22 protein-coding genes and 2 tRNA genes are annotated in these 23,658 nt (G+C 70.4%); 10 read left to right on the plus strand and 14 right to left on the minus strand.

Annotation, left to right across the window (positions count from 1 at the left end; genetic code table 11):
* Window positions 1-20: 20 nt before the first annotated feature.
* The 5 genes from H5368_RS00800 to rnd all read right to left on the minus strand — a co-directional run bounded on the left by H5368_RS00800 (window position 21) and on the right by rnd (window position 4,057).
* On the minus strand, window positions 21-1,076 hold the full coding sequence (locus tag H5368_RS00800; protein ID WP_182820519.1) for a quinone-dependent dihydroorotate dehydrogenase: 1,056 nt from the start codon (window positions 1,074-1,076) through the stop codon (window positions 21-23).
* Window positions 1,077-1,083: 7 nt separating this feature from the next.
* Entirely contained in the window at window positions 1,084-2,619 is a 1,536-nt protein-coding gene (locus H5368_RS00805; protein WP_182820520.1) for an aldehyde dehydrogenase family protein, read from the minus strand.
* 68 nt (window positions 2,620-2,687) lie between these two features.
* A tRNA-Arg gene (locus H5368_RS00810) sits at window positions 2,688-2,764 on the minus strand.
* Window positions 2,765-2,848: 84 nt separating this feature from the next.
* A tRNA-Ala gene (locus H5368_RS00815) sits at window positions 2,849-2,924 on the minus strand.
* 14 nt (window positions 2,925-2,938) lie between these two features.
* On the minus strand, window positions 2,939-4,057 hold the full coding sequence (gene rnd, locus H5368_RS00820) for a ribonuclease D (RefSeq protein ID WP_182820521.1): 1,119 nt from the start codon (window positions 4,055-4,057) through the stop codon (window positions 2,939-2,941).
* A gap of 106 nt (window positions 4,058-4,163) precedes the next feature.
* Between rnd and H5368_RS00825 the strand changes: the two genes are divergently transcribed.
* Together H5368_RS00825 and H5368_RS00830 are read left to right on the plus strand one after the other, a co-directional pair.
* On the plus strand, window positions 4,164-6,047 hold the full coding sequence (locus H5368_RS00825) for an SUMF1/EgtB/PvdO family nonheme iron enzyme (RefSeq protein ID WP_343203867.1): 1,884 nt from the start codon (window positions 4,164-4,166) through the stop codon (window positions 6,045-6,047).
* 22 nt (window positions 6,048-6,069) lie between these two features.
* A complete protein-coding gene (locus H5368_RS00830; protein WP_182820523.1) occupies window positions 6,070-6,978 on the plus strand; it encodes a M48 family metallopeptidase in 909 nt (302 codons plus the stop codon).
* Window positions 6,979-7,017: 39 nt separating this feature from the next.
* Here the strand turns inward: H5368_RS00830 and phbB are convergent, their stop codons facing one another.
* The 4 genes from phbB to gluQRS all read right to left on the minus strand — a co-directional run bounded on the left by phbB (window position 7,018) and on the right by gluQRS (window position 10,094).
* Complete coding sequence (gene phbB / locus H5368_RS00835) at window positions 7,018-7,758, minus strand: acetoacetyl-CoA reductase (RefSeq protein WP_182820524.1); 741 nt, start codon at window positions 7,756-7,758, stop codon at window positions 7,018-7,020.
* Window positions 7,759-7,766: 8 nt separating this feature from the next.
* Complete coding sequence (gene phaR / locus H5368_RS00840) at window positions 7,767-8,285, minus strand: polyhydroxyalkanoate synthesis repressor PhaR (RefSeq protein WP_182820525.1); 519 nt, start codon at window positions 8,283-8,285, stop codon at window positions 7,767-7,769.
* A gap of 88 nt (window positions 8,286-8,373) precedes the next feature.
* Complete coding sequence (locus tag H5368_RS00845; protein WP_182820526.1) at window positions 8,374-9,114, minus strand: beta-ketoacyl-ACP reductase; 741 nt, start codon at window positions 9,112-9,114, stop codon at window positions 8,374-8,376.
* A 50-nt stretch (window positions 9,115-9,164) separates the two neighbouring features.
* A complete protein-coding gene (gluQRS, locus tag H5368_RS00850; protein WP_182820527.1) occupies window positions 9,165-10,094 on the minus strand; it encodes a tRNA glutamyl-Q(34) synthetase GluQRS in 930 nt (309 codons plus the stop codon).
* Window positions 10,095-10,180: 86 nt separating this feature from the next.
* On the opposite strand from gluQRS, the gene htpX reads away from it, so the two are divergent.
* Window positions 10,181-11,086: a protease HtpX gene (htpX, locus tag H5368_RS00855; RefSeq protein WP_182820528.1), complete on the plus strand. Its 906-nt coding sequence runs from the start codon at window positions 10,181-10,183 to the stop codon at window positions 11,084-11,086.
* Between the two features lie 562 nt (window positions 11,087-11,648).
* Here the strand turns inward: htpX and H5368_RS00860 are convergent.
* Window positions 11,649-13,739, minus strand: a complete 2,091-nt coding sequence (locus tag H5368_RS00860) for an EAL domain-containing protein (RefSeq protein ID WP_182820529.1) — start codon at window positions 13,737-13,739, stop codon at window positions 11,649-11,651.
* Between the two features lie 63 nt (window positions 13,740-13,802).
* Window positions 13,803-14,807 carry an EF-P beta-lysylation protein EpmB gene (gene epmB, locus H5368_RS00865; protein ID WP_182820530.1) on the minus strand — a complete coding sequence of 335 codons (1,005 nt, stop codon included), beginning with the start codon at window positions 14,805-14,807 and terminating at the stop codon, window positions 13,803-13,805.
* Between the two features lie 59 nt (window positions 14,808-14,866).
* On the opposite strand from epmB, the gene efp reads away from it, so the two are divergent.
* The 6 genes from efp (at window position 14,867) to folE2 (ending at window position 19,871) form a co-directional block, all read left to right on the plus strand.
* Window positions 14,867-15,433 carry an elongation factor P gene (gene efp / locus H5368_RS00870; RefSeq protein WP_182820531.1) on the plus strand — a complete coding sequence of 189 codons (567 nt, stop codon included), beginning with the start codon at window positions 14,867-14,869 and terminating at the stop codon, window positions 15,431-15,433.
* Window positions 15,433-16,782 carry a TRZ/ATZ family hydrolase gene (locus tag H5368_RS00875; RefSeq protein WP_182820532.1) on the plus strand — a complete coding sequence of 450 codons (1,350 nt, stop codon included), beginning with the start codon at window positions 15,433-15,435 and terminating at the stop codon, window positions 16,780-16,782. Before efp ends, H5368_RS00875 begins: the two co-directional genes overlap by 1 nt.
* Window positions 16,783-16,784: 2 nt before the next feature.
* Window positions 16,785-17,510, plus strand: a complete 726-nt coding sequence (gene ubiG, locus H5368_RS00880) for a bifunctional 2-polyprenyl-6-hydroxyphenol methylase/3-demethylubiquinol 3-O-methyltransferase UbiG (RefSeq protein ID WP_182823631.1) — start codon at window positions 16,785-16,787, stop codon at window positions 17,508-17,510.
* On the plus strand, window positions 17,507-18,199 hold the full coding sequence (gph, locus tag H5368_RS00885; protein ID WP_182820533.1) for a phosphoglycolate phosphatase: 693 nt from the start codon (window positions 17,507-17,509) through the stop codon (window positions 18,197-18,199). Before ubiG ends, gph begins: the two co-directional genes overlap by 4 nt.
* A complete protein-coding gene (locus H5368_RS00890; protein ID WP_182820534.1) occupies window positions 18,196-18,870 on the plus strand; it encodes a phytoene/squalene synthase family protein in 675 nt (224 codons plus the stop codon). The genes gph and H5368_RS00890 overlap by 4 nt, the downstream gene beginning before the upstream one ends.
* 77 nt (window positions 18,871-18,947) lie before the next feature.
* Window positions 18,948-19,871, plus strand: a complete 924-nt coding sequence (folE2, locus tag H5368_RS00895) for a GTP cyclohydrolase FolE2 (RefSeq protein WP_182820535.1) — start codon at window positions 18,948-18,950, stop codon at window positions 19,869-19,871.
* Between the two features lie 4 nt (window positions 19,872-19,875).
* Here the strand turns inward: folE2 and H5368_RS00900 are convergent, their stop codons facing one another.
* From H5368_RS00900 to yidD, 3 genes are read right to left on the minus strand one after another with little or no spacing between them, the layout of a single operon-like run.
* Entirely contained in the window at window positions 19,876-20,745 is an 870-nt protein-coding gene (locus tag H5368_RS00900; RefSeq protein WP_182820536.1) for a M23 family metallopeptidase, read from the minus strand.
* Window positions 20,745-22,094: a dihydroorotase gene (locus H5368_RS00905; protein WP_182820537.1), complete on the minus strand. Its 1,350-nt coding sequence runs from the start codon at window positions 22,092-22,094 to the stop codon at window positions 20,745-20,747. The genes H5368_RS00900 and H5368_RS00905 overlap by 1 nt, the downstream gene beginning before the upstream one ends.
* The gene (gene yidD / locus H5368_RS00910) at window positions 22,087-22,326 is read right to left on the minus strand and encodes a membrane protein insertion efficiency factor YidD (RefSeq protein ID WP_223877944.1); all 240 of its coding nucleotides are present in this window, start codon (window positions 22,324-22,326) and stop codon (window positions 22,087-22,089) included. The genes H5368_RS00905 and yidD overlap by 8 nt, the downstream gene beginning before the upstream one ends.
* Here yidD and dksA point away from each other — a divergent pair.
* The gene (gene dksA / locus H5368_RS00915; protein WP_255486272.1) at window positions 22,319-23,635 is read left to right on the plus strand and encodes an RNA polymerase-binding protein DksA; all 1,317 of its coding nucleotides are present in this window, start codon (window positions 22,319-22,321) and stop codon (window positions 23,633-23,635) included. The two genes, yidD and dksA, sit on opposite strands and share 8 nt — an antisense overlap.
* Window positions 23,636-23,658: the final 23 nt, after the last annotated feature.

Here is a 23,658-nt window from a genome sequence, read left to right on the forward strand (position 1 = left end):
GGCGTCGATCGGCGTGGCGCTCACAGGTTGGGCAGGTTTCCGCGGCTGGGGGCTTCCTTGCGGCGGCGGATGGCCTCCACGCACTCGCCGATCAGGCGCGGTCCGCGATACACCAGCCCGGTGTAGAGCTGCACCAGGGTCGCCCCGGCCGCGGTCTTCTTGGCCGCATCGGCGCCGGACATCACTCCGCCAACGCCGATCAGCGGGATGCCGTCGGGCAACCGCGTGCGCAACATGCGCAGCACCGCGGTCGACTTGTTCATCAGCGGCTCGCCGGACAGACCGCCCGCCTGGGCCGCATGCCGATGGCCCTGCACGGCGATGCGCGACACGGTCGTGTTGGTCGCGATCACGCCGTCGACCGAGAGGTCACCAAGCACGCGCGCGGCGGCGTCGATGTCCTCGTCGCTGAGGTCGGGTGCCACCTTCACCAGCAGCGGCACGCGGCGGCCATGGCGCGCGGCCAGCCGCTCCTGCGCCTCGCGCAGCTCGCCGACCAGCCGCCGCAGCGACTGTTCTTCCTGCAGTTCGCGCAGGCCCGCGGTATTGGGCGATGAAATGTTGACCGTCACGTAGTCGGCGAGCGGGTAGACGCGCTCCAGGCAATGCAGGTAGTCGACTGCCGCGGATTCGTTCGGGGTGTCCTTGTTCTTGCCGATGTTGATGCCGAGCAGGCCACCGCGCCGAGTGGCGCGCTCCACGTTGCGCACCAGCGCATCCACGCCGTGGTTGTTGAAGCCCAGCCGGTTGATCAGCGCACGGTACTGCGGCAGCCGGAACATGCGCGGTGCCTGGTTGCCGGGCTGCGGGCGCGGCGTAACCGTACCGATCTCGACGAAGCCGAAGCCCAGCGCGAGCAGCGCATCGATGTGCTCGCCGTTCTTGTCCAGCCCCGCGGCAAGACCCACGGGGTTGGGGAAATCCAGGCCGAAGGCGCGCGTCGGAAACTGACGCGGCCGGGCGCCGAGCACGCGCTGCAGCCGCATGCGGTGCAGCGCCTCCATGGACGCCAGGCCGAGCCGGTGTGCACGTTCCGGCTCGAGTGCGAAGAGGAAAGGCCGTGCCAACCCGTACATCGCGTCCTCAGATATCGAACTTGATGCCCTGGGCCAGCGGCAGCGCGTCCGAGTAGTTGATGGTGTTGGTCTGGCGGCGCATGTAGGCGCGCCAGGCGTCGGAGCCGGACTCGCGCCCGCCGCCGGTTTCCTTCTCGCCGCCGAACGCCCCGCCGATCTCGGCGCCCGAGGTGCCGATGTTGACGTTGGCGATGCCGCAGTCCGAACCGGCCGCCGACAGGAACGCCTCGGCGCGCTTGAGGTTGGTGGTGAAGATCGACGACGACAGGCCCTGCGGCACATCGTTCTGCATGGCGATCGCCTCGTCGAGCTGCGAGTACTTCATCACGTACAGGATCGGCGCGAAGGTCTCGGTCTGCACCACCTCGGCGCTGTTGGCCAGGCCGGTGATGATGGTCGGCAGCACGAAGAAGCCCTTGCGGTCGGTGAGCGCGGTGCCGCCGCTCTCGACCTTGCCGCCGGCGGCCTTGGCCTGCTCGATCGCCGCCAGGAAGGCGTCGACCGCGGACTGGCTGTTGAGCGGGCCCATCAGGTTGGCGGCATCCGTCGGGTCGCCGATCTTCTTCTCGACCTGCGCGTAGGCGGTCTTCAGCTTGCCCAGCACCTCGTCGAAGATCGACTCGTGGATGAACACGCGGCGGGTGCTGGTGCAGCGCTGGCCGGCGGTGCCGACGGCGCCGAAGGCGATCGCCGGGATGGCGAGCGCGAGGTCCGCGGTCTCGTCGACGATGATCGCGTTGTTGCCGCCCAGTTCCAGCAGCGAGCGGCCCATGCGGCGCGCGACGCGCTCACCGACCTGGCGGCCGACGCGCGTGGAGCCGGTGAAGCTCACCAGCGCGATGCGCTTGTCGTCCACGAAGCGCTCGGCGAGGTCGTTGCCGGCATCGTTGAACAGGAAGAACAGGTCGGGGAAGCCGGCCTTGGCCAGCGCCTCGTTGCAGATGCGCATCGACGCGATCGCCGACAGCGGGGTCTTGCCCGAGGGCTTCCAGATCGAGATGTCGCCACAGACCGCGGCGATGAACGAGTTCCACGCCCAGACCGCGACCGGGAAGTTGAACGCCGAGATGATGCCGACGATGCCCAGCGGATGCCACTGCTCGTACATGCGGTGGCCCGGGCGCTCGGAATGCATGGTCAGGCCGTACAGCTGGCGCGACAGGCCGACGGCGAAGTCGCCGATGTCGATCATCTCCTGGACCTCGCCATCGCCTTCCGGCTTCGACTTGCCCATTTCGAGCGCGACCAGCGAGCCCAACTGGTCCTTGTGCGCGCGCAGTGCGTCGGCGCACAGGCGGATGGCTTCGCCGCGGCGCGGGGCGGGCGTGGTGCGCCAGACCTTGAAGGCGGCCTGCGCGCGCTCGACGATCAGTTCGTAGTCGGCCTGCGAGGTCGCATTGACCTTGGCCAGCACCTCGCCAGTACTCGGATTGACCGGCTCGAGCACACCGGCATCGGCGGTCTTCGACCATTCGCCGCCACCAAGGAAGGTGCCGGACTCGTGGGCCGACAGGCCGAGGGCGGTGAGGACGGGGTGGGACATGGCAGGCTCCTGCGATCGTGCGCCGCGGCGGCGGGCCCAGGGGCGACCGTCCGTCGATGCGATGAGAGTGGTGCCCCCGGCGCGATTCGAACGCACGACCTTCCCCTTAGGAGGGGGACGCTCTATCCAGCTGAGCTACGGGGGCTGCAACCCGCGATTTTGGCACGCCGCGCACGGTGCCGGCAAAAAGAAAAACGCCCGACCGTTGCCGGTCGGGCGTCTGGAATCGTGGTGGAGCGGAGGGGGATCGAACCCCTGACCTTCGCGATGCGAACGCGACGCTCTCCCAGCTGAGCTACCGCCCCACGATCCGCGGATTCTATACGGTGCTTCCGCCGCTCGGCAAACCCTGCGTGGCGCCGGCGAGCAATGGCGCCAGCGTGGGTGCCAGCAGCTCCCGGCGCCAGCCGCCCAGCACCGACCAGTCGCCGTCGTCGAGCAGCGATTCCAGGCGACGCCGCGAGGCGAGCACGCCATCGGGAAGGCCGAGTTCGGCGCTGCGCGCGGCCACGGCGTCCTGCAGGCGGCGCACGGCGGCCTTGTCGCGCTCCTCGGTGCGGATCGGAGGCGCGTCGGCCTCGTCGGCAAGCGGCGTGCCCAGGGCGGTCCAGAGTTCGGCACCCAGCTTGCGCGGCGCCTTGGGGTGGGCATCGAGCAGCTGCTTCAGCGCACCGGTATCCGCGGGATTGGCGCGGGCGATGCCGGCGGCGAGATCGTTGTCCAGCACCCAGGTGCGCGGCCGGTCGTGCTCGCGTGCCCAGGCGTCGCGCCAGCGCAGCAGGCGCAGCAGGCGGCGCTGGCCATCGCCGTCGAGGTATTGCGCGGCGCGGATCGGCAAGTGTGGCCAGCGCTCCAGGGGGTCGCTGCACGCGGTGTCGCGCATGCGCGCGCAGTCCTCTTTCAACCAGTCCATGCGCCCGAGCGCTTCGAGGCGCTCGCGCAGATGGTCATGCAGGGCGAACAGGTGGCGCACGTCATCGGCGGCATAGGCCAGCTGCGCATCGGACAGCGGCCGCCGCAGCCATTCGGAACGCGTCTCGCCCTTGGACAGCGTCACGCCGAGGATCTCCGCCACCAGCTTCTGGTAGCCGGCACCGGCGGCCACCCCGCCGATCGCCGCCGCGACCTGGGTGTCGAACAGGCCCTCGGGCACGGCGTCGCAGGCGCGGCGGAATGCGATCAGGTCCTCGCTGGCGCTGTGCATCACCTTGGTGATCGCGGGATCCAGCAGGATCGGGCGCAGCGCCTCGCAGGTGCCGGGTGCCAGTGTGTCGACCAGCAGGATCTCGTCGTGCACGGCGATCTGCACCAGGGCCAGTTGCGGCCACCAGGTGCGTTCGCGGATGAACTCGGTATCCAGGCCGATGCGGGCGGGGCGTGTTTCGAAGCGGGCGAGCAGGGCGGCCGGCTCGGCAATCCAGGTGAAGTCTTGGTCCATCGGCGCCAGCTTACCGACCACGCGGCATGGTCGGCAAACGCCGTCACAGGCGCCCAGCGGCGCGGGCCGCTGCGCGGATGCGGCCGCTTGCCGTAATCTGGCGCCCGTGAATGCCCCGCGCCCAGCCTCCGCCCGCCCACGTTGCCGTGCGCCCGTCATCGCCCTGGTCACGCTGGCGGTCGCGCTGCTGGCCGCCTGCAACCGCGACGCCGGTGACACCGATCCCAACGCCGATGCCGCCGGCGCCGCCACCGGCGATGGCAGCGTCACCATCACGGGTGATGACGGCATCGCCGAGCGCCTGACGTGGCGCGCGCCGCACGTGGACCTGCCTGAAGACGACGAAGACATGGCAGTGACCCGTGCGCGCGCGCAGGCGGCGCTTGAAGCCGGCGACCTCGATGCCGGTCCGGGATCGGCGATACCGCTGTATCTCGCCATCCTGGACCGCGATGGCGACGACCGCACGGCGCGGGCCGGCCTGGATCGCGCGCTGCAGGACCTGCTCGCGCAGGGCGACCAGGCGCTGGCCGGTGCCGGCGACGACATCGCGGCCCTGCGCCGCGCGCAGCAGGTCGCTGCGGTCGCGCGCAGCCTGCGTCCGGCTGACAAGGCGGTGCGCGGGTACCTGGCGAAGGTCGACCGTGCCGAACAGCTGTGGGAGCTCAACCGCACCGCCGAAGGTGAACTGCGCGCCGGGCGGCTCGGCGAAGACGGTGGCGGCGCGCTGGCCCGCGTGCGCGAGGTGCTCGCCCTGTCCAAAGGCCAGCCGCGCGCCATGCAGACCCTGGCCGCGGTCGAGAGTGCGCTGATCCGGCGCGCCGAAGACGCCGCGGCGAAGGGCGATTTCGACGCCGCCGAGGCCTGGCTTGCGCATGCGTCCAAGGTGCGCGAGGGCAGTGCCACGATCCCCGATGCGCGCGATCGCGTGGCCACCATGCGCCGTGCGCGCGTGCTGGCCCTGCGCGACGAGGCGATGGCCGCGCTGCATGCCGCCGACGGCATCGAGCGCGCGCGCACCCGCCTGGCGCAGATGCTCACCCTGGCCGCGCCCGGCGATCCGGCGGTGGTCGAGTTGCGCGAGCGCATCGACCTGGCGGTGCACTACGGCAGCTTCCGGCCCGGCCAGCGGTTCACCGATGCCGCCGGCGGTGGGCGCGGACCGCAGATGGTGGTGGTGCCGCACGGCGGCTTCACCATGGGTGCCGGAGCCGATGACCGGGATGCGGAAGACAGCGAGCGCCCGAGCCGCAACCTGCGCTTCGATCGCGGCTTCGCGCTGTCACGGCACGAGGTGACCGTGGCGGAGTTCCGCAGGTTCGTCGAGGCCACCGGTCATCGCAGCCGGGCCGAGCGGCGCGGGTTCTCGATGAGCTACGACGAGCGCAGCGGCAACTTCGTGCGCCGCAGCAAGGCTGACTGGCGCACCGATTTTTCAGGCGCGCCCGCCGATGGGGTGTTGCCGGTGGTGCACGTCAGTGCACGCGACGCGCAGGCCTATGCCGACTGGTTGGCATCAGTGACGGGCCAGCGCTACCGTCTGCCGAGCGAGGCGGAATTCGAGTACGCGCTGCGCGCCGGTGGCAGTGGCCAGTACCCGTGGGGCGACGCCGCGCCTCCCCCCGGCGCTGGCAACCTCACCGGGGCCGGCGACCGCTCGCCGGGTGGGCGCAGCTGGAGCAACGCGTTCGCCGATTACGAAGACGGCCACTGGGGTCCCGCGCCGGTGGGGAGTTTCTCGGCAAATGCATTCGGTCTTCACGACCTCGCGGGCAATGTCAGCGAATGGGTCGCCGACTGCTGGCATGACAGCTATCGGCGGGCTCCTGGTGACGGCGCGGCCTGGGTGAATCCGGGTTGCCGCACGCAGGTGGTGCGCGGCGGTGCCTGGGCGAGCTCGCCGGTGCAGACGCGCAGCGCCTGGCGCGCACCGGCACCGGTCGACAACACCAATGCGCGCGTGGGGTTCCGCGTCGCGCGCGACATCTGAAACCAGGGCAGGAGCAAGGCGAATGCGTCAGGACCCGTTGGGACGTCAACAGCAGCGCCAGTCGTCGCCGCGTCGCGGCTTCAATCCCAGGATCCTGATCCTGATCGCTTTCCTCGGCTATGGCGCCTACTACTACTTCTCCAACCAGACCGTCGACCCGGTGACCGGCGAGAAGGTGCTGATCGACAAGTCGCTGTCGATCGAGGACGAAAAGGCGCTGGGCCTGCAGGCCTACGAGGAAATCCTGTCGACCGAACGGCCGGTGGACCCCAACCTGCCGATCGCGCGCGAGATCCGCGAAATCGCGCAGCGGCTGATCGCCAAGGTGCCTGAAGTGGAGGCGGCGCTGGCGGCGGAAAACGGGCAGCAGGCGCCGGGCTTCTCGGCCGGCTTCGAGTGGGACGTCAATGTCATCCAGTCCGAGCAGGCGAATGCCTTCTGCCTCCCCGGCGGCAAGATGGCGGTGTACACGGGCCTGGTGCCGGTGGCGCAGAACGACGATGCGATGGCGGTGGTGATGGGCCACGAGATCGCCCACGCCCTGCTGCGCCACGGTGCGCAGCGCATGGCGCAGCAGAAGCTGACCCAGGTCGGGCAGATGGCGGGCGCGATGAGCGGCATGGACCCGCAGCAGCAGCAGATGGTGATGGCCGCGATGGGCTACGGCTACCTGTTGCCGTACGCGCGCAAGCACGAGACCGAAGCCGACGTGGTCGGCCTGATGCTCGCCGCCGCCGCCTGCTACGACCCGCAGGAAGCGGTGCCGCTGTGGGAGCGCATGAGCGCGTCCAGTGGCGGCGAAGCCCCGCCGGAGTTCTCGTCCACGCATCCCAATCCCGGCACGCGCATCGAGAACCTGCAGTCGCTGATGCCCAAGGCGATGGAATACCAGAAACGCTTCTGCCCGCAGGGGGCTACGGCCGCGCGCTGAATGCGCGTAGATCCGCGGCAAGAAGGCTTTCCGGGCAGATCAGAAGCTCATGAACATCCCGCCGTTGACGGGGATGTTGGCGCCGGTGATGTAGCCGGCGTCCTCGGCGGCGAGGAAGGCGACGGTGCGGGCGATCTCGTCGGGGCGGCCGAGGCGGCCGACGGGCACCTGGTCGACGATGCCGGCGCGGATGTCTTCGGGGATGGCCATCACCAGCGCGGTTTCGCAATAGCCGGGTGACACCGAGTTGACGGTCACGCCCTTGCGCGCAACTTCGCGCGCCAGGGCCATGGTGAAGCCGTGCATGCCGGCCTTGGCGGCGGCGTAGTTGGTCTGCCCGAACTGGCCCGTCTGCCCGTTCACCGAACTGATGTTGACGATACGGCCATGGCCGCGAGCCGTCATGCCCTCGAGCGCATGGCGGCAGATGTTGAACACGCCATCCAGGTTCACCGACAGTACCGCATCCCAGTGGCTGCGATCCATCTTGCGCAGCGTGCCGTCGCGGGTGATGCCGGCGGCGTTGACCAGTACGTCCAGGCGGCCTTCGCCGGACTCGACGCTGGCCACCAGGGCGCCGCAGGCGTCGAAATCGGTGACATCCAGCGGCATGAAGGCCACGTCCAGCCCGGCGACCGCGGCTTCGAAGGCTTCGACACGTGCGGCATCGCGTCCGAGGTCGGCGGCGATCACGCGCTGGCCCGACGCGGCGAGCGTCCGGCAGATGGCCGTGCCCAGCCCGCCGATGCCGCCGGTGACGACGGCAACGCGTTTCCCCATGGTGGCGCTCACTTGCCGCGTGGCTTCTGGTTGCCGGCGGCGGTGCTGTCGGTCTTGTCCGCCTTGCCGGCCGGCTCCCCGGACGGGTGCGCCACACCGGCGACGAGGCTCTTCTGCAGCTCCTGCCACATCGCCATGTTGCGCTCGGTGAGCTGGTTCACCATCGCCCACGGCGTCTGCCCGAGCATCCCGCCCATCTGCTGGCGGAACTGCTGCTGCTGCTCGAGGAACGTATGCATCGAACGCTCGAGGTAGGTCCCCATGAAGCCCTGCAGGGAATCGCCGTAGAAGCGGATGATCTGGCTGAGCAACTCGGTGGACAGCATCGGCTGCCCGTCCTGCTCGTGCTCGGTGATGATCTGCAGCAGCACCTGGCGGGTCAGGTCGTCGCCGCTCTTGGCGTCGCGGACCTCGAAGTCCTCGCCGTCGACGATCAGCTGCCGGACGTCCTCGATGGTGATGTAGCTCGAGATCTCGGTGTCGTAGAGACGGCGGTTGGGATACTTCTTGATGACGCGCATGGCCATGGAGCAGGCGCTCTGAAAACGGGACTTGCCCGCAGCATGGCGCAGTGCAGCAGGGCTTGCAACCGGCGCCCGGAGGGCGCCGCCGCGTTCACCAGCCCATGTATTGGCCGCCGTTGGCCGAGAGGTTGGCGCCGGTGATCCAGGCGGCTTCGTCAGGCAGGAAGAATGCCACCGCGTAGGCGATTTCATCGGGGCGGCCCAGCCTGCCGGTGGGGATCTGGGCGACGATCTTCTCGCGCACGGCCTCGGGCACCGCCATCACCATGTCGGTGCCGATGTAGCCCGGGGACACGGTGTTGACGGTGATGCCGAACCGCGCGTTTTCCTGCGCCAGCGAAATCGTGAAGCCGTGCATGCCGGCCTTGGCGGCGGCGTAGTTGGCCTGGCCGTACTGGCCCTTCTGGCCGTTGATCGAGCTGATCTGGATGATGCGGCCCCACTTGCGCTCGCGCATGCCCTCGATCACCGCGCGGGTGACGTTGAAGCAGGAGTTGAGGTTGGTGTCGATGACCTCGTTCCAGTGCTCGGCGGTCATCTTGTGGAAGGTGCCGTCGCGGGTGATGCCGGCGTTGTTGACCAGGATGTCGACCGGGCCGAGCTGCGCCTCCACGTCGCGCACCATGGCGGCCGCGTCTTCGGCACTGGACACGTCGCCGCGCGCAAGCGCCACCTCGCAACCCTGGGCACGCATCTCCTGCTGCCACGCTTTCGCGCGCTCCTCGTTGCGGTAGTTGGTGGCCACGCGGTAGCCCGCGTCCGCCAGCCGCTTGCAGATCGCCGTGCCGATGCCGCCGGTCCCGCCGGTCACCAATGCCACCCGTCCTTGCATGTCCGCGCTCCCCGTTGCATGGACGCCCGACGCGTCCGTTGCCGCGGATTCTATGCGCCATCCATTGCGGGGCCGTTGTGCAATGCGGCGATGGCCACCGGCGCCTGCGGGATGCGGGCGGGATCGACCGCCGCCACCGCCGCGGCCAGGAACGGTGCGAGCGCGGCCCGTGGTGGCAACGCGCACGGGTCCTGGCCCAGCGCGCGCCACGCGGCACGCAGCGCCGGCAGCGGGCGGGCGTCATCGACCGGCATCGCGTGCAGCGATTTCGACAGCTTGCGGCCATCGGCGCCGAGCACCAGCGGCAGGTGCAGGTAGCGTGGCCGCGGCAGGCCCAGCGCCTGCTGCAGCAGCAACTGGCGCGGGGTGGAGTCGAGCAGGTCGGCGCCGCGCACGATGTCGGTGATGCCCTGCGCGGCATCGTCGACGACCACGGCAAGCTGGTACGCCCAGGGGCCGTCGGCGCGGCGCAGCACGAAGTCGCCGACCTCGCGCGCGACATCCTGGACGATGCGGCCGTGCGCGCCGTCGTCGAATGCGATGCGCGTGCCGTCGGGCACGCGCAGCCGCATCGCGGGATCGGCACGTCGTGCGCCGGACACGCAGCGGCGGTGGATTCCGCCGCTGGCGACCAGGTCTGCACGGCTGCAGTGGCACTCGAATGCCAGGCCGGCCTCGGCCAGGCGCGCCAGCGCCGCCGCGTACAGCGCCCCGCGCCGCGACTGGTACTCCACCGCGCCATCCGGGTGCAGGCCGAACGCGTCCAGGGTGCGCAGTTGCGCGCGTGCGGCGCCAACCGCCTCGCGCGGCGGGTCGACGTCCTCCACCCGCACCAGCCACTCGCCGCCGGCGCGGCGCGCCAGCAGCCAGCTGCCGAAGGCCACCAGCAGTGAGCCGAAATGCAGGGGGCCGGTGGGCGAGGGTGCGAAGCGGCCGCGGTACGGCGGCCGCGACGGTGGATCGGGTGGCTGGCTGGGCACGGGCGGCAACCTGGGCGTCGGCTTGAATTTAAGCGTGCATGGCCACAATTTGCACGTTATCCCCGCGTCATCCCAGGACACCCGCCATGCTCAAGCGCGTCGCTCTTTTCCTTGCCACCAACCTGGCAGTGCTCGCGCTGCTCAGCATCATCATGTCCGTGTTCGGCATCAACCCGCAGTCGATGGGCGGGTTGCTGGTGATGGCGCTGCTGTTCGGCTTCGGCGGTTCGCTGATCTCGCTGCTGTCGTCGAAGTGGGTGGCCAAGCGCGCCGCCGGGCTGCACGTCATCACCCAGCCGCGCAACGAGACCGAGCGCTGGCTGGTGGACACCGTCGCCCGCCAGGCGCAGGCCGCCGGCATCGGCATGCCCGAAGTGGCCGTGTACGAGGCGCCGGAGATCAACGCCTTCGCGACCGGCGCGAGCCGCAACAACGCGCTGGTCGCGGTGTCGACCGGGCTGCTGCGTTCGATGGACCATGGCGAGGCCGAGGCCGTGCTGGCGCACGAGATCAGCCACGTGGCCAACGGCGACATGGTGACCATGGCGCTGCTGCAGGGGGTGCTGAACACGTTCGTGATCGTGCTTGCGCGGGTGGTCGGGCGCGCGGTGGATGGCTACCTGAGCAATGGCCGGGAAGGCGGCGGCGGCATGGCGTACTACGCCATCGTGTTCGCGCTCGACCTGGTGTTCGGGTTGTTCGCGAGCCTGATCGCGATGTGGTTCTCGCGCCACCGCGAGTTCCGGGCCGACGCCGGTGGCGCGGCGCTCGCCGGCCGCGACAAGATGGTCGCCGCGCTCAGGCGCCTGTCGCTCAACCAGGGCGCCAACACGCTGCCCAAGCAGGTCGCGGCGTTCGGCATCAGCGGCGGCGTGGCCCACGGCCTGCGCCGGTTGATGATGAGCCACCCGCCGCTGGAAGAACGCATCCGTGCGCTCGAAGCCGGCAGCATCGACGGCAAGGCCGCGCTGCAGCAAGGCTTCCTGGCCTGAGCTCGCTGGCCTGAGGCAGCGGCACGGTCAGCCTGTGGTGGGCTGTGGCGCGTTGTTGGGGCGCGCCGTGGGTTCTGGCGGCGGCTGCCCGCACATGCCGGCATTCTTCGCTGGCGTTCCGAGGCGTGCGAATGCCGGCATGCGCGGCCAGCCGGTGTTGGGCCGTGGCGGGTTGTTGGCACGCGCCGTGGGTCTTCGCGACGGCTGTCCGCGCATGCCGACACGCTTCGCTGGCGTTCCGAGGCGTGCGCGTGCCGACATGCGCGGACAGCCTTTGCAGCGCGCGGCGACGTGCAGGTTTATGGCGGAGTGTGGTTGCGCGAGACGTCGTACGCCATTACGTCAAGAGCGCTGTCCCGTCCAAGCCACTCTCCTCACTGCAGCAGGATCACGAGGAGGCTGGGGTCACAGGCCCGCAAGCGCACGCCTCGGAACGCCAGCGAAGCTTGCGGGCCTGTGACCCCAGCCGGGCCGTGGCCTCGCGAAAGCACGCCTCGGAACGCCAGCGAAGCTTGCGGCCTGCAGCCTCCAGCCGGACCGTGGCCTCGCGAAAGTCCCCGTCTTATTCGAAGTCGTAACCCATGTCCGGCCCGGACGGCGCCAGGAAGTGCCCGGACACGTAATCCACCCCGGTGCCGAACAGCACCGACATCGTCGCCGCATCGCTGACGAACTCGGCCATGGTCTGGATGCCGAGCTCGCGGGCCTTGCCGGCGATCTCGCGGACGCGTTGCTGGTTGTCGGGGCTCTTGGCCAGCTCCTCGGTGAAGCCCGGATCGATCTTCAGCATGTTCGGCTTCAGGTGCGCCAGCAGCTGGAACGAATCCAGGCCCGCACCGAAGTGCTCCAGTGCGATCCGGCAGTCGAGGCGTCCGATGGCGGCGGCGAACGCCTGCGCCGCCTTGAGGTGGGTGAACACCTTGGCCTCGGGCAACTCCAGCACCAGGTACTCGCCGGGCACGCCATGGGCAAGCAGCTGCTCGCCGATGAAGCGGGGCAGGCTGTCGTCGGCCAGTGACGCCTGGCTCACCTTGACCAGCAGCGTGGTCGGGCGGCCGGCGCGGATGCGCTCGCCGATCACCTTGATGGTGTGGCCCACCACGTAACGGTCGATCTCCCAGAGCAGACCGTGCTCCTCGGCGATCTGCAGGAAGGTCAGCGGCTTGATCAGTTCGCCGTCGGCACCCTTCAGCCGCAGGAAGGCCTCGTAGACCGCGCCGGTATCGCCCTGCAGGCTGATCACGGGCTGGTAGTGCAGCACGAATCCCTCGTTGTCCAGCGCGTCGCGCAGGCGGGTCACCCAGGCCTGGACGTGCTCTTCCTCGGCGCGGTCGACCGCGCTGGCGTCGAACAGCTCCAGGCGGTTGCCGCCGGTGCCGTTGGCCGAGGCGACGCCTTCGGTCGCCTTGGCCAGCACCTGGCTGACGCTGGCGATCTTTTCGCCGACCTGTACGCCGCCAATGCTGGCCGTGATCACGCTGGAGCGCTCGCCGATGTCGAACAGCTCGGCCGCAAAGGCCTCCAGCACGCGCGTGGCGATGGCCTGGGTGCGGGTGTGGTCGCTGTTGCGCAACAGCACGGCAAGCGTGTGCTCGCCGAAGCGCGCGGTGATTGCATCGTCACTCTCGACAGCAATGACCGACTGCAGGCGCGCGCCTACTGCGGCGAGCAGCCCATCGGCGGAATCCAGGCCGATATCGGCGAGCAGGTGCTGGTAGTGGTCGGGCTCGACCAGCAGCAGGCCGTGCTGCGCACTGCCCTGGGAGACCGCGTCGACGGCATCCTCCAGCGCGCGCAGGAACGTCGCCCGGTTGAACAGCCCGGTGGCCTGGTCGCGCTGGCGCAGCTCCTCGATCTCCAGCGCCAGTTCCGGGTCGAACACGTCCTGGCGGCGGAAGATGACCTGCAGGCAGGGTTCGCCCTCGTACTGCGCCTGGGTGAACTCCATGGCCGCGGGAAAGGCGTTGCCGTTGATGTCGCGCGCCTCCAGTTCGTGGCGCGGCGGCGGGGCGTCGCCACGGGCGAGGTCCTTGAGCAGCTGGCGGAAGCCTTCGATGTGCTGCGGCGCGACCATGTCGAGCAGCGACATGCCCTCGACGTCCTCGAAATCGTCGTAGCCGAACATCTCCAGGTAGGCCTGGTTGGCGCGGATGTGCATGCCTTCGTGGATGTAGGCGATCGGCTCGCGCGAGGAGTCGATCAGCGCATCGCAGCGGCGCTCGGTTTCGCGAAGGCGGCCTTCGAGCCGGCGCAGCGCGCGCCGGGCCTCGACATCGGCCCAGGCGTCGCGCACCGCGGCCAGCAGCAGTTGCGGCCGCTCGCGCAGGGTGACCGCGCGCACCCCGGCGGACAGCGCCTCGACATAGCCGGCCTCGTCGATGGCCCCGGCCACCACCACCACAGGAAGGTCCTTGCCGCTCGCCAGCACCTGCTGCATCAGTGTCCCGAGCGGCACGGTCACCGACGCCTGTTCGGCGACCACCACGTCGATCGGCTGCCCGGCGATGGTCGTCGCGGACTCCTCCGCCGATGCGGGCCGCAGCGGGCGCACCGCGATGCCGGCATTGCGCAGCGTGCTGACGATGGCTTCGGCCGCTTCGACGCTGTCGTCGACGATCATCAACCGCAGGGCGGCATCCTGGCTCTTGGACATGTGGGTCTCCGTGGTAGCGGCGTTATGCCATGCGCCGACGCCTGGCGTCCACGACAGTGCGCATCAAAGCGCGCGTTTCGAAGCATCGCCGGCGACTTCGCGCACCAGCCGGGGGACGAGATAGCCGGGCAGGCGCGCCACCAGCGCCGCATGCAGTGCGCGGGCGCGTGCGTCGGGCACCTCGAAATGTGCGGTGCCGGCGACGCGGTCGAGCTGGTGCAGGTAGTAGGGCAACACGCCGGCATCGAAGCCGCGCTCGCACAGGGTGGCCAGCGCGTCCACCGAATCGTTCACCCCCGCCAGCAGCACCGCCTGGTTGAGCAGGGTGGCCCCGGTGCCGCGCAGCGCGGCCATGGCGGCGTCCACGTTGGCGTCGAATTCGTTGCCGTGGTTGGCGTGCACCACCATGGCCACCGGCCAGGGCAGGGCGGACAGCCACGCCAGCAGGGCGTCATCCACGCGCTCCGGCAGCACCACCGGCAGCCGGGTGTGGATGCGCAGGCGGCGCACGTGGGGCACGGCGCGCAGGCGGTCGGTGACTTCAGCCAGCTTGTGGGTGGCGAGTGCCAGCGGGTCGCCGCCGGACAGGATCACCTCGCTCACCGACGGGTCGGCGGCAATCGCATCGACAGCGGCGGCCCAGCCGCCACTTGCCGCGGTCTCTTCGGCGTAGGGGAAGTGGCGGCGGAAACAGTAGCGGCAGTTGATCGCGCAGCTGCCGGTGGCTACCAGCAGGGCGCGGCCCTGGTACTTGTGGATCACCCCGCGGGCCACGCGCGCGGCGCCGTCGCCGACCGCGTCCAGCCCGAACCCGGGCACCGTGCGCAGTTCCTCGTCCAGCGGCAGGACCTGGCGCAGCAGCGGGTCGTGGCGGTCGCCATGGCGCATGCGGCCGATGAACGCGCGCGGCACCCGCAGCGCGAATGCAGCCAGCGCGGCCTCCGGGACAGCCCCGGCTTCGGCCTCCAGGCCGAGCAGGGCAAGCAGCTCGCGCGGGTCGCGAACCGAGTCGCGCCAGGCCTGCTGCCAACCGCGTGGCTGCATGGGAAGGGGGGCTGCGAGTATCATTTCGCGACATTCTAGCCGCTCGCGCGGCCCACCCCCGCCGAACCCCTGCAGGAGCACGCATGGCCAGCTATGGCATGAACGACGTCAAGAACGGGATGAAGATCCTGGTCAACAATGATCCGGCCGTCATCACCGACACCGAGTACGTCAAGCCGGGCAAGGGCCAGGCGTTCACCCGCGTGAAGTACCGCCTGATCAAGTCGGGCCGCGTGCAGGAAGTCACCATGAAGGCGACCGACTCCATGGAAGCCGCCGACGTGGTCGATACCGACATGCGCTACCTGTATGCCGACGGCGAGTACTGGCACTTCATGGATCCGGAAAACTTCGAGCAGGTGCAGGCCGACAAGGCCGGCATGGGCGGCGCCGAGAAGTGGCTGAAGGGCGAGGAGGATTGCGTGGTGACCCTGTGGAACGGCACGCCGATCCAGGTCACGCCGCCGAACTTCGTCGAGCTCAAGATCGCCGAGACCGATCCCGGCGTGCGCGGCGACACCTCCGGCGGCGGCGGCAAGCCGGCCACGCTGGAAACCGGCGCGGTGGTGCGCGTGCCGCTGTTCGTCAGCCAGGAAGAGGTCATCAAGGTCGACACCCGCTCCGGCGAGTACGTCAGCCGGGTCAAGTGATGACCGCAGCGGACACGCCCGAGGCCTGCGACCTGCTGCTCGAGGCCGGCTTCGTGGTGCCGGTCGAGCCGCACGCGGTGGTGCTGGAGGACCATGCAGTGGCAGTCCGCGACGGCGTGATCGTCGCGGTGCTGCCGGTCGCGGAGGCGCGCCTGCGTTTCCGCGCGGCCGAAACCGTGGCGCGCCCCGGCGCGGTGGTGGTGCCGGGCTTCGTCAATGCCCACACCCACAATCCGATGACCCTGTTGCGCGGGATCGCCGACGACCTGCCGCTCAAGGTGTGGCTGCAGCAGCACATCTGGCCGATCGAGGCCGCGGTGATGGCACCGGACTTCGTCGCCGACGGCATCACGCTCGCCATCGCGGAGATGCTGCGCGGCGGCACCACCTGCGCCAACGAGAACTACTTCTTCCCCGACGTGCAGGCCGCGGTGTACAAGCGCCACGGCTTCCGCGCCCGGGTCGGCCTGCCGGTCATCGACTTCCCCACCGCCTGGGCGAAGAGCGACGACGAGTACTTCGACAAGGCCGGTGAAGTCCACGACCAGTGGCGCGACGATCCGCTGGTGTCGATGGCGTTCGCGCCGCACGCGCCGTACACCGTCAGCGACGCCAACTTCGAGCGCGTACGCATGCTGGCCGACCAGCTCGACGTGCCGGTGCACCTGCACCTGCACGAGACCGCGCAGGAGGTCGAGCAGTCGCTGCGCGAGCACGGCCAGCGTCCGCTGGCGCGGCTCGACCGCCTGGGTCTGGTCAACGACCGCCTGATCGCGGTGCACATGACCCAGCTGACCGATGCCGAGATCCATCTGTGCGCCGCGCGCGGCGTGAGCGTGGTGCATTGCCCCGAGTCCAACCTCAAGCTCGCCTCCGGGTTCTGCCCGGCCTGCGCGCTGGAGCGCGCCGGCGTGAACCTCGCCATCGGCACGGACGGCTGCGCCAGCAACAATGACCTCGACATGGTCTCGGAAACCCGCACCGCGGCGCTGCTGGCCAAGGCGGTGGCGCGGGACGCCGAGGCATTCGACGCGTTCACCGCGCTGCGCGCGGCGACGCTCGGTGGCGCGAAGGCGATGGGCCTCGACCACCTGGTCGGCTCGATCGAGCCCGGCAAGCAGGCCGACCTCGCCTGCATCGAACTCTCCGACCTCGAGACCCAGCCTCTGCACCACGTGGTCTCGCAGCTGGTCTACGCCGCCGGCCGCCACCAGGTGAGCGACGTCTGGATCGCCGGTCGCGCGCGACTGCGCGCCCGCCAGCTGGTCGACATGGATGTGGCCGCCATCACCGCCAACGCACGGCAATGGCGCGAGCGCATTGCCGGCATCGACCGCAGGCAGCCATGACCATGCAGCCCTCATCCGACGCACGCCCCAACTTTCGCCAGTCCGAGCTCGACAAGTTTGCCGCGCTCGCCACCCGCTGGTGGGATCCCGACGGCCCGCAAAAGCCGCTGCACGCACTCAATCCCGTGCGCCTGGCGTATGTGCAGGCGCGTGCACCGTTGCCCGGCCGCCGCGTGCTGGATGTGGGCTGCGGCGGCGGGCTGCTGAGCGAGGCCATGGCGCGCATCGGCGCCGAGGTCACCGCGATCGACCTCGCCGACGAGCTGGTCAAGGTCGCGCGCCTGCACGGGCTGGAGTCCGGCCTCAAGGTCGACTACCGGCTGCAGTCGGTGGAAGCGCTGGCCGACGAAATGCCGGGCGCGTTCGATACCGTGACCTGCATGGAAATGCTCGAGCACGTGCCCGACCCGGGCGCCATCCTCGGCGCCTGCGCGCGCCTGCTGAAGCCGGGCGGCCGGCTGTTCGTGTCCACGCTCAACCGCACACCGGCGGCGTTCGCGCTGGCGATCGTCGGCGCCGAGTACATCGCGCGGCTGCTGCCGCGCGGCACCCACCAGTACCGCGACTTCATCAAGCCTTCCGAGCTCGCGGCATGGTTGCGCGGTGCGGGGCTGGAGCTGGAGGACGTCAGCGGCATGGTCTACGAGCCCTGGCGCAACGCGGCGCGGCTGTCGTCGCGCACCGACGTCAACTACCTCGCCTGCGCGCGCAGGCCGGACGCGGCGTGAGCGGAGCTGCGTCGCCGGCCGGGCAGGGCGGCCGCTTCCCGCGCTGCGTGCTGTTCGATCTCGACGGCACCCTGCTCGACAGCGCCCCGGACATGGCCGCCACCCTCAACCGCATGCGCGCCGCGCGCGGGGCGGCACCGATGGAGCTTGCTGACGTGCGCCCGCACGTCTCGCGCGGCGCGCGGGCCATGAGCGCGGCCGGATTCCCCGAGCTGGGCGGCGAAGTCGGGCCGGAGATCGTGCGCGAGTTCCTGGACACCTATGCCATCGAACTCGGTCGCCACGGCGCCGCGTTCGACGGCATCGAGGCCATGCTGGCTGCACTCGAGGCCGATGGCACGTGCTGGGGCATCATCACCAACAAGCCGGAGTACCTGGCGCGCGCGCTGATGCCGTCGCTGGGCTGGGAGACGCGCAGCGCGGTGCTGATCGGCGGCGACAGCCTGGCCGAACGCAAGCCGCACCCGCTGCCGCTGCTGCACGCCGCGGCGCAGCTGGGCTTTGCGCCCGCCGACTGCGTGTACGTGGGCGATGACGAGCGCGACATCCTCGCCGCGCGTGCCGCCGGCATGCGCTCGCTGGTCGCGCTGTGGGGCTACCGCCTGCAGCACGACGACCCACTCACCTGGCAGGCCGACGCCATGGCCGACGCGCCGCGCGACCTGCTTGACCCGGCGGCCTGGCCGTGAGCATCGATGTGCGCGACGAGGCCGCCGGCTTCGTCGCCAAGTGGCGCACGCGCTGGCCAGAGTGGGCGCTGGCGATGGTGTTCGTACCGGCGGCGCAGCGCGACGTGGTGGAGGCCTGGTTCAGCCTGCTGCAGGAGCTGAGCGACGCGGCCTGGGCCGGCAGCGATCCCACGCCAGGGCTGGCCAAGCTGGCGTGGTGGCAGGAGGAACTGGCAGGTTGGGAGAAGGGCGCGCGCCGGCATCCGCTGGGTGCGGTGCTGCAACCGTGCCAGGCGCCGTGGCGCGCGCTGGGCTTGGCGCTGCCCACGCTGCGCGCCATGCGCGACCAGGACGAACACGACAGCCTGCCGATGGCGTCCATGCCTGCGGACGGCCAGGCCTTCGCCGAGGCGGTTGCCGCGTGCGAGGCAGCGTTGTTCGCCGGCCGCACGGTCGATGCGGGCGCGGTCGCCGCGGTTTTGGCCACACTGGCCGGCGAGAAGGCGTTGCTGGTCGGCGCGGTCGGTGCCGCCCCCATCCCAGAGGCGACGGCAATGACGGTGCAGCCGGGCACGCGGCCACGTGGCATCCAGCTCGCGCTGCTGCGGGCGCGCATGGCACATCCCGAACGGGCGGTGCCGCCGCTGCGGGCGCTGCTGGCCGCGTGGCGCGGGGCGCGCCGCGCGGCCTGACCGCGACGCAGCGTTGCAGCGACCGGTTTGCAGCGCCGGGTACAATTGCAAACCGTTCTCGATTGCAGGCACGCCGCTTGACCTCCACCACGCAACCGCAGGCGCTGCCCGACGTCGCCGACGATCTCGCCGCCGCCGCGCGCCCGCTCGACTGGGTCGGCATGCGCAGGATCGCGCTGCCCTTGCGCGTGGCCACGGAGGGTGGCGACTCCATGCTGGTGCCGGCGTCGGCGGACATCGGCGTCAACCTCACCAGTGCGGATACGCGTGGCATCCACATGTCGCGGCTCTACCTGCGCCTGCAGGACACCCTGGCCGCGCAGCCGCTGACGGTGCCGGTGCTCGGCCGGCTGCTGCAGGACTGCATCGACTCGCAGAGCGGGCTGGCCAGTACCGCCCGCCTGACGCTCCGCTACCAGCACCTGCTGCTGCGCCGCGCGTTGGCCAGCGACAACGCCGGCTGGAAGGCCTATCCGGTCGAACTCGACGCCAGCCTGTCCGCTACCGGGATAGAGGTGGTGCTCGCGTTCGGCGTGGACTACTCGAGCACCTGCCCGGCCTCCGCCGCGCTGTCGCGCAAGGCCAACGCCGATCGCTTCGCAGACGATTTCAGCGGGGAGCCGTCACCGTCCGCCCCGGCCGTGCGCCACTGGCTCGCATCCGAGCGCGGACTCGCCGCAACTCCGCACGCGCAGCGCAGCCGCGCCGACGTGCGCGTGATGCTGCGCCCGGGCATCGGCATGCTGCCGCTGCGCGAACTGGTGGACGCGGTCGAGGCGGCGCTTGGCACGCCGGTGCAGACCGCGGTCAAGCGCGAGGACGAACAGGCCTTCGCCCGCGCCAATGCCGCCAACCTGATGTTCTGCGAGGACGCGGCGCGCCGCGTCGCCGCCGCCGTCGCCGCGGATGCGCGCGTCGCGCGCTTCGACATCACCGTGTCGCACTTCGAAAGCCTGCACGCGCACGACGCGGTCGCCCGCGTCAGCGGCGCCGTCGGCTGACGCCCTAGGGGCGTTCCAGCACCAGCAGCGGGTCGACGCGCACGTCGAACCAGTTCATGCCCCAGTGCAGGTGCGGGCCGGTGGCGCGTCCCGTGGCGCCGACGGCGGCAAAGGCCTGGCCCTGCTCGACGCGGTCGCCTTCCGCGACATCGATGCGCGAAAGGTGCAGGAAGTTGGAGCTCACGCCGTGGCCGTGGTCGATCACCACGGTGCCGCCGGTGAGGTAGAGGCCCGGGTCGGCGAACGTCACCACGCCGGCTGCCGGTGCCTTCACCGCGGTGCCGGTGGGCGCGGCGATGTCCATGCCGGAATGCCCTGCGCCTGGCTTGCCGTTGTAGATGCGGCCGCTGCCGAAGCGCCCGCTGATGCGGCCTTCGACCGGACGCTGGAAGCGCCGCGCGAAGTCGGCGCGGTCGTCGTCGCGCACGCGCACCGCGGTGACGCGGGCCTGTTCGCGGCGGATGCGTTCGGCGATCGCCGGCGGCGGCTCGACGGTTTTCGGCGGCACCCCGTTCACGTGTTCCATCGGCCAGTCGCGCGGGGTGACGGCGATGCTCGCGTGCGTGCGGCGGCCGTCGGGTGCGGTCACGCCGACGCGCAGCGGGCCGGCGGCATCGCGGCTAACGCCGAACACCACGCTGCCGTAGCCGGTGGTGCGCAGCACGCGGCCGTCGTAGTCGACGCGGCTGCCCGGCGGCACCTTGCCGATTACCAGCGCGCCCTGCTGCACGCTGGCCGGGAACACGACGCGCGCGTCGGCAGCTGCCGGCGCATCGCTCGAAGCCTGCCGTGCAGCCGCGGCGGGCGCGGCGAGCGCGGACGCGACGCCAACGGCCAGCGCCAGCAGCGCCGGCAGCGCGCCCGCGGGGCGCATCAACGCGCGAACTCCAGGCGCCGCCCCTGTGGCGTGCCCACCAGCGCACTGCCGTCCCACGCCAGCGCGCCATTCACCCAGGTCGACGCGATGCGCGAACGGAACGTGGTGCCCTCGAACGGCGACCAGCCGCATTTCGACAGCACGTCCTCGCGCTTCACGGTGAACGGCCGGTCCTCCACCAGCACCAGGTCGGCGTGGTAGCCCTCGCGCAGGAAGCCGCGATCGGCGACACCGAACAGCTGCGCCGGGGCATGCGCGAACTTCTGCACCACGCGCGCCACATCGAAGTGGCCTTCGCGCACGCATTCCAGCGCCGCGACCAGCGCGTACTGCACCAGCGGCAAGCCGCTCGGCGCGCGCACGTAAGGGTTGTGCTTCTCCTCCCAGGTGTGCGGCGCGTGGTCGGTGGCGAGCACGTCGATCACGTCGTCGGCCAGTGCGCGCAGCAGCGCCGCGCGGTCGGAGGCGTCCTTGATCGCCGGGTTGCACTTGATCTGGTGGCCGAGGCGCGCGTAGTCGGCGCGGTCGAAGCGCAGGAAATGGATGCAGGTCTCGGCGGTGATGCGCTTGCGCAGGCGGCCCGCGGCGTCGACCAGCGGGCCGGCCTCGAACAGGGCGAGCTCGTCGGCAGTGGAGATGTGCAGCACGTGCAGCCGCGTGTCGTGGCGGCGCGCGAGTTCCAGCGCCAGGCGCGTGGACTTGATGCAGGCCTCGCGCGAGCGGATGTCGGGGTGCAGCTCAGCGGGGATGTCGTCGCCATACTTCGCCCGTGCGGCGGCCTGCGCCGCCTCGATCATCGGCGTGTCCTCGCAGTGGGTGATGATCGGCACCGGGGTTTCGCGGAAGATCGCGTCCAGCGTGGCCGGGTCGTCGACCAGCATGTTGCCGGTGGATGCGCCCATGAACACCTTCAGCCCGGGCGTGGCGCGCGGGTCGATGGCGCGCACCGCCTCCAGGTTGTCGTTGCTCGCGCCCATGTAGAAGCCATGGTTGGCGCGGGCGCGGCCGGCGGCGCGCGCGTACTTGTCCTCGAGCGCCGCGGCATCGAGCGTCGGCGGACTGGTATTGGGCATGTCCATGAAGCTGGTCAGGCCACCGGCGACGGCCGCCGCGGATTCGGTGGCCATGTCGGCCTTGTATTCCATGCCGGGTTCGCGGAAATGCACCTGGTCATCGATCATCCCCGGCAGTAAAAGGCGGCCCGAGGCATCGACCACGGTATCGCCATCGCGCGCGGCGAGGCTGGAGCCGATGGCGTCGATGCGCCCCGCGCGGATGCGCAGGTCGGCGTCGAACTCGCGGCCTTCGTTCACCAGCCGGGCGTTGACGATCAGGGTGTCAGTCATCCATTCCGTTCCTTGCGCGCGGTGGCACGGGGTCGTGCCCACCGGGATTGAGTGGGTGGCAGCGGCCAACGCGACGCACCGCGAGCCAGCCGCCGCGCAGTGTCCCGTGGCGGGCCAGGGCCTGCATGGCGTATTCCGAACAGGTCGGCGCGAACCGGCAACGCGGACCGAGCAGCGGGCTGAGCCAGCGTTTGTAACCGCGCAGCAGCGCGATGAGGAGACGATTGATCACGTGGCGCCGACGCAAAGGCCTGCCGCGGTTGCCGCTGCAGTCAGGGCAGGGTATAACACCCCGCTTTCCCGTCCAAGCGCGGGGTGCGGCGCCGGCGTGCATGGAATCCTCACCGCGCTGCAGTCATGTTGGGCGGATTGCCGGCGGCGTTCGCGCCGGCACCCACTTCCCAGTACAAGGATCGCTGACCGTGGCAGTGAAGAAGACAGTCAAGAAGGCCGCCAAGGCCGCCAGGCCCGCGGCAAAGAAGGCCGCGAAGAAGGCTGCCAAGGCCGCGCCCAAGACCCTTGCCGCCAGGAAGCCCGTTGCAAAGAAGCCCGTTGCCGGAAAGGCCGCAAAGCCTGCGGCGAAGAAGGCAGTGAACAAGCCCGCGGCGAAGCCAGCCGCCAAGAAGGCCGTGGCGAAAAAGCCCGTGGCCAAGAAGTCCGTCGCCAAGACGGCCCCCAAGAAGGTTGCTGTGAAGAAGATTGCGAAAACCGTCGCCAAGCCGACGGTAAAGAAGGTCGTGGCCAAGAAGGCCGCGGCAAGAAAGGTCGTGGCGAAGTCAACCGTGGCCAAGGCCGCGCCGAAGAAGGCGATTGCCACGTCATCGCCGGCGGCGAAGAAGACCGTCGCTGCTGCGCCCAAGCCGGCCGCGAAGGCCGCCGCGCCGGTGGCCAGGGCGCCGGCAGGCAAGGCCGTGGCCGGCAAGGTGGCTGTTCCTGCCCAGCCCGTCGTCCAGAAGTCGGCGACCAAGGCGAGTGCCAAGGCCGCGACCAAGGTTGCCCCTGCAGCCAAGCCGGCCCCGGCGCGGCCTGCGGGCAAGGTCGCCGTGGCGATCACCAATCGCCCGCCTGCGGCCCCCGCGCCGAAGACCCGCTACAAGGTCGTGCCCTACAAGACCGATCCGTCCAATGGTCGCCCGATCGTGCCCGAGGGCTACAAGCCGGGTGCCGACGAGGAGTACATGAGCCCGCTGCAGCTGGAGTACTTCCGCAAGCGCCTGGCGGAATGGCGTGCCGACCTGGTGGAGGAATCCAAGCAGACCATCGAGAACCTCAAGGACGAGGTGCGCGACGTCGGTGACGATGCCGAGCGCGCCACGCGCGAAACCGAGAACTCGCTGGAGCTGCGCACCCGCGACCGCTATCGCAAGCTGATCGGCAAGATCGACAGCACGCTCAAGCGCGTGGATTCCGGCGAATACGGCTACAGCGTCGATTCCGGCGAAGAAATCGGCCTGGATCGCCTCGAGGCGCGCCTCACCGCCGAGCGCACGATCGACGAGCAGGAGCGCTGGGAGCACCTGCGCAAGCAGATCGGCGACTGAGCCAGCCCCAAGCTGCGTGGGTC

Origin of the sequence: Luteimonas sp. MC1782, from assembly GCF_014164605.1 — a bacterium.
GTDB lineage: Bacteria > Pseudomonadota > Gammaproteobacteria > Xanthomonadales > Xanthomonadaceae > Luteimonas.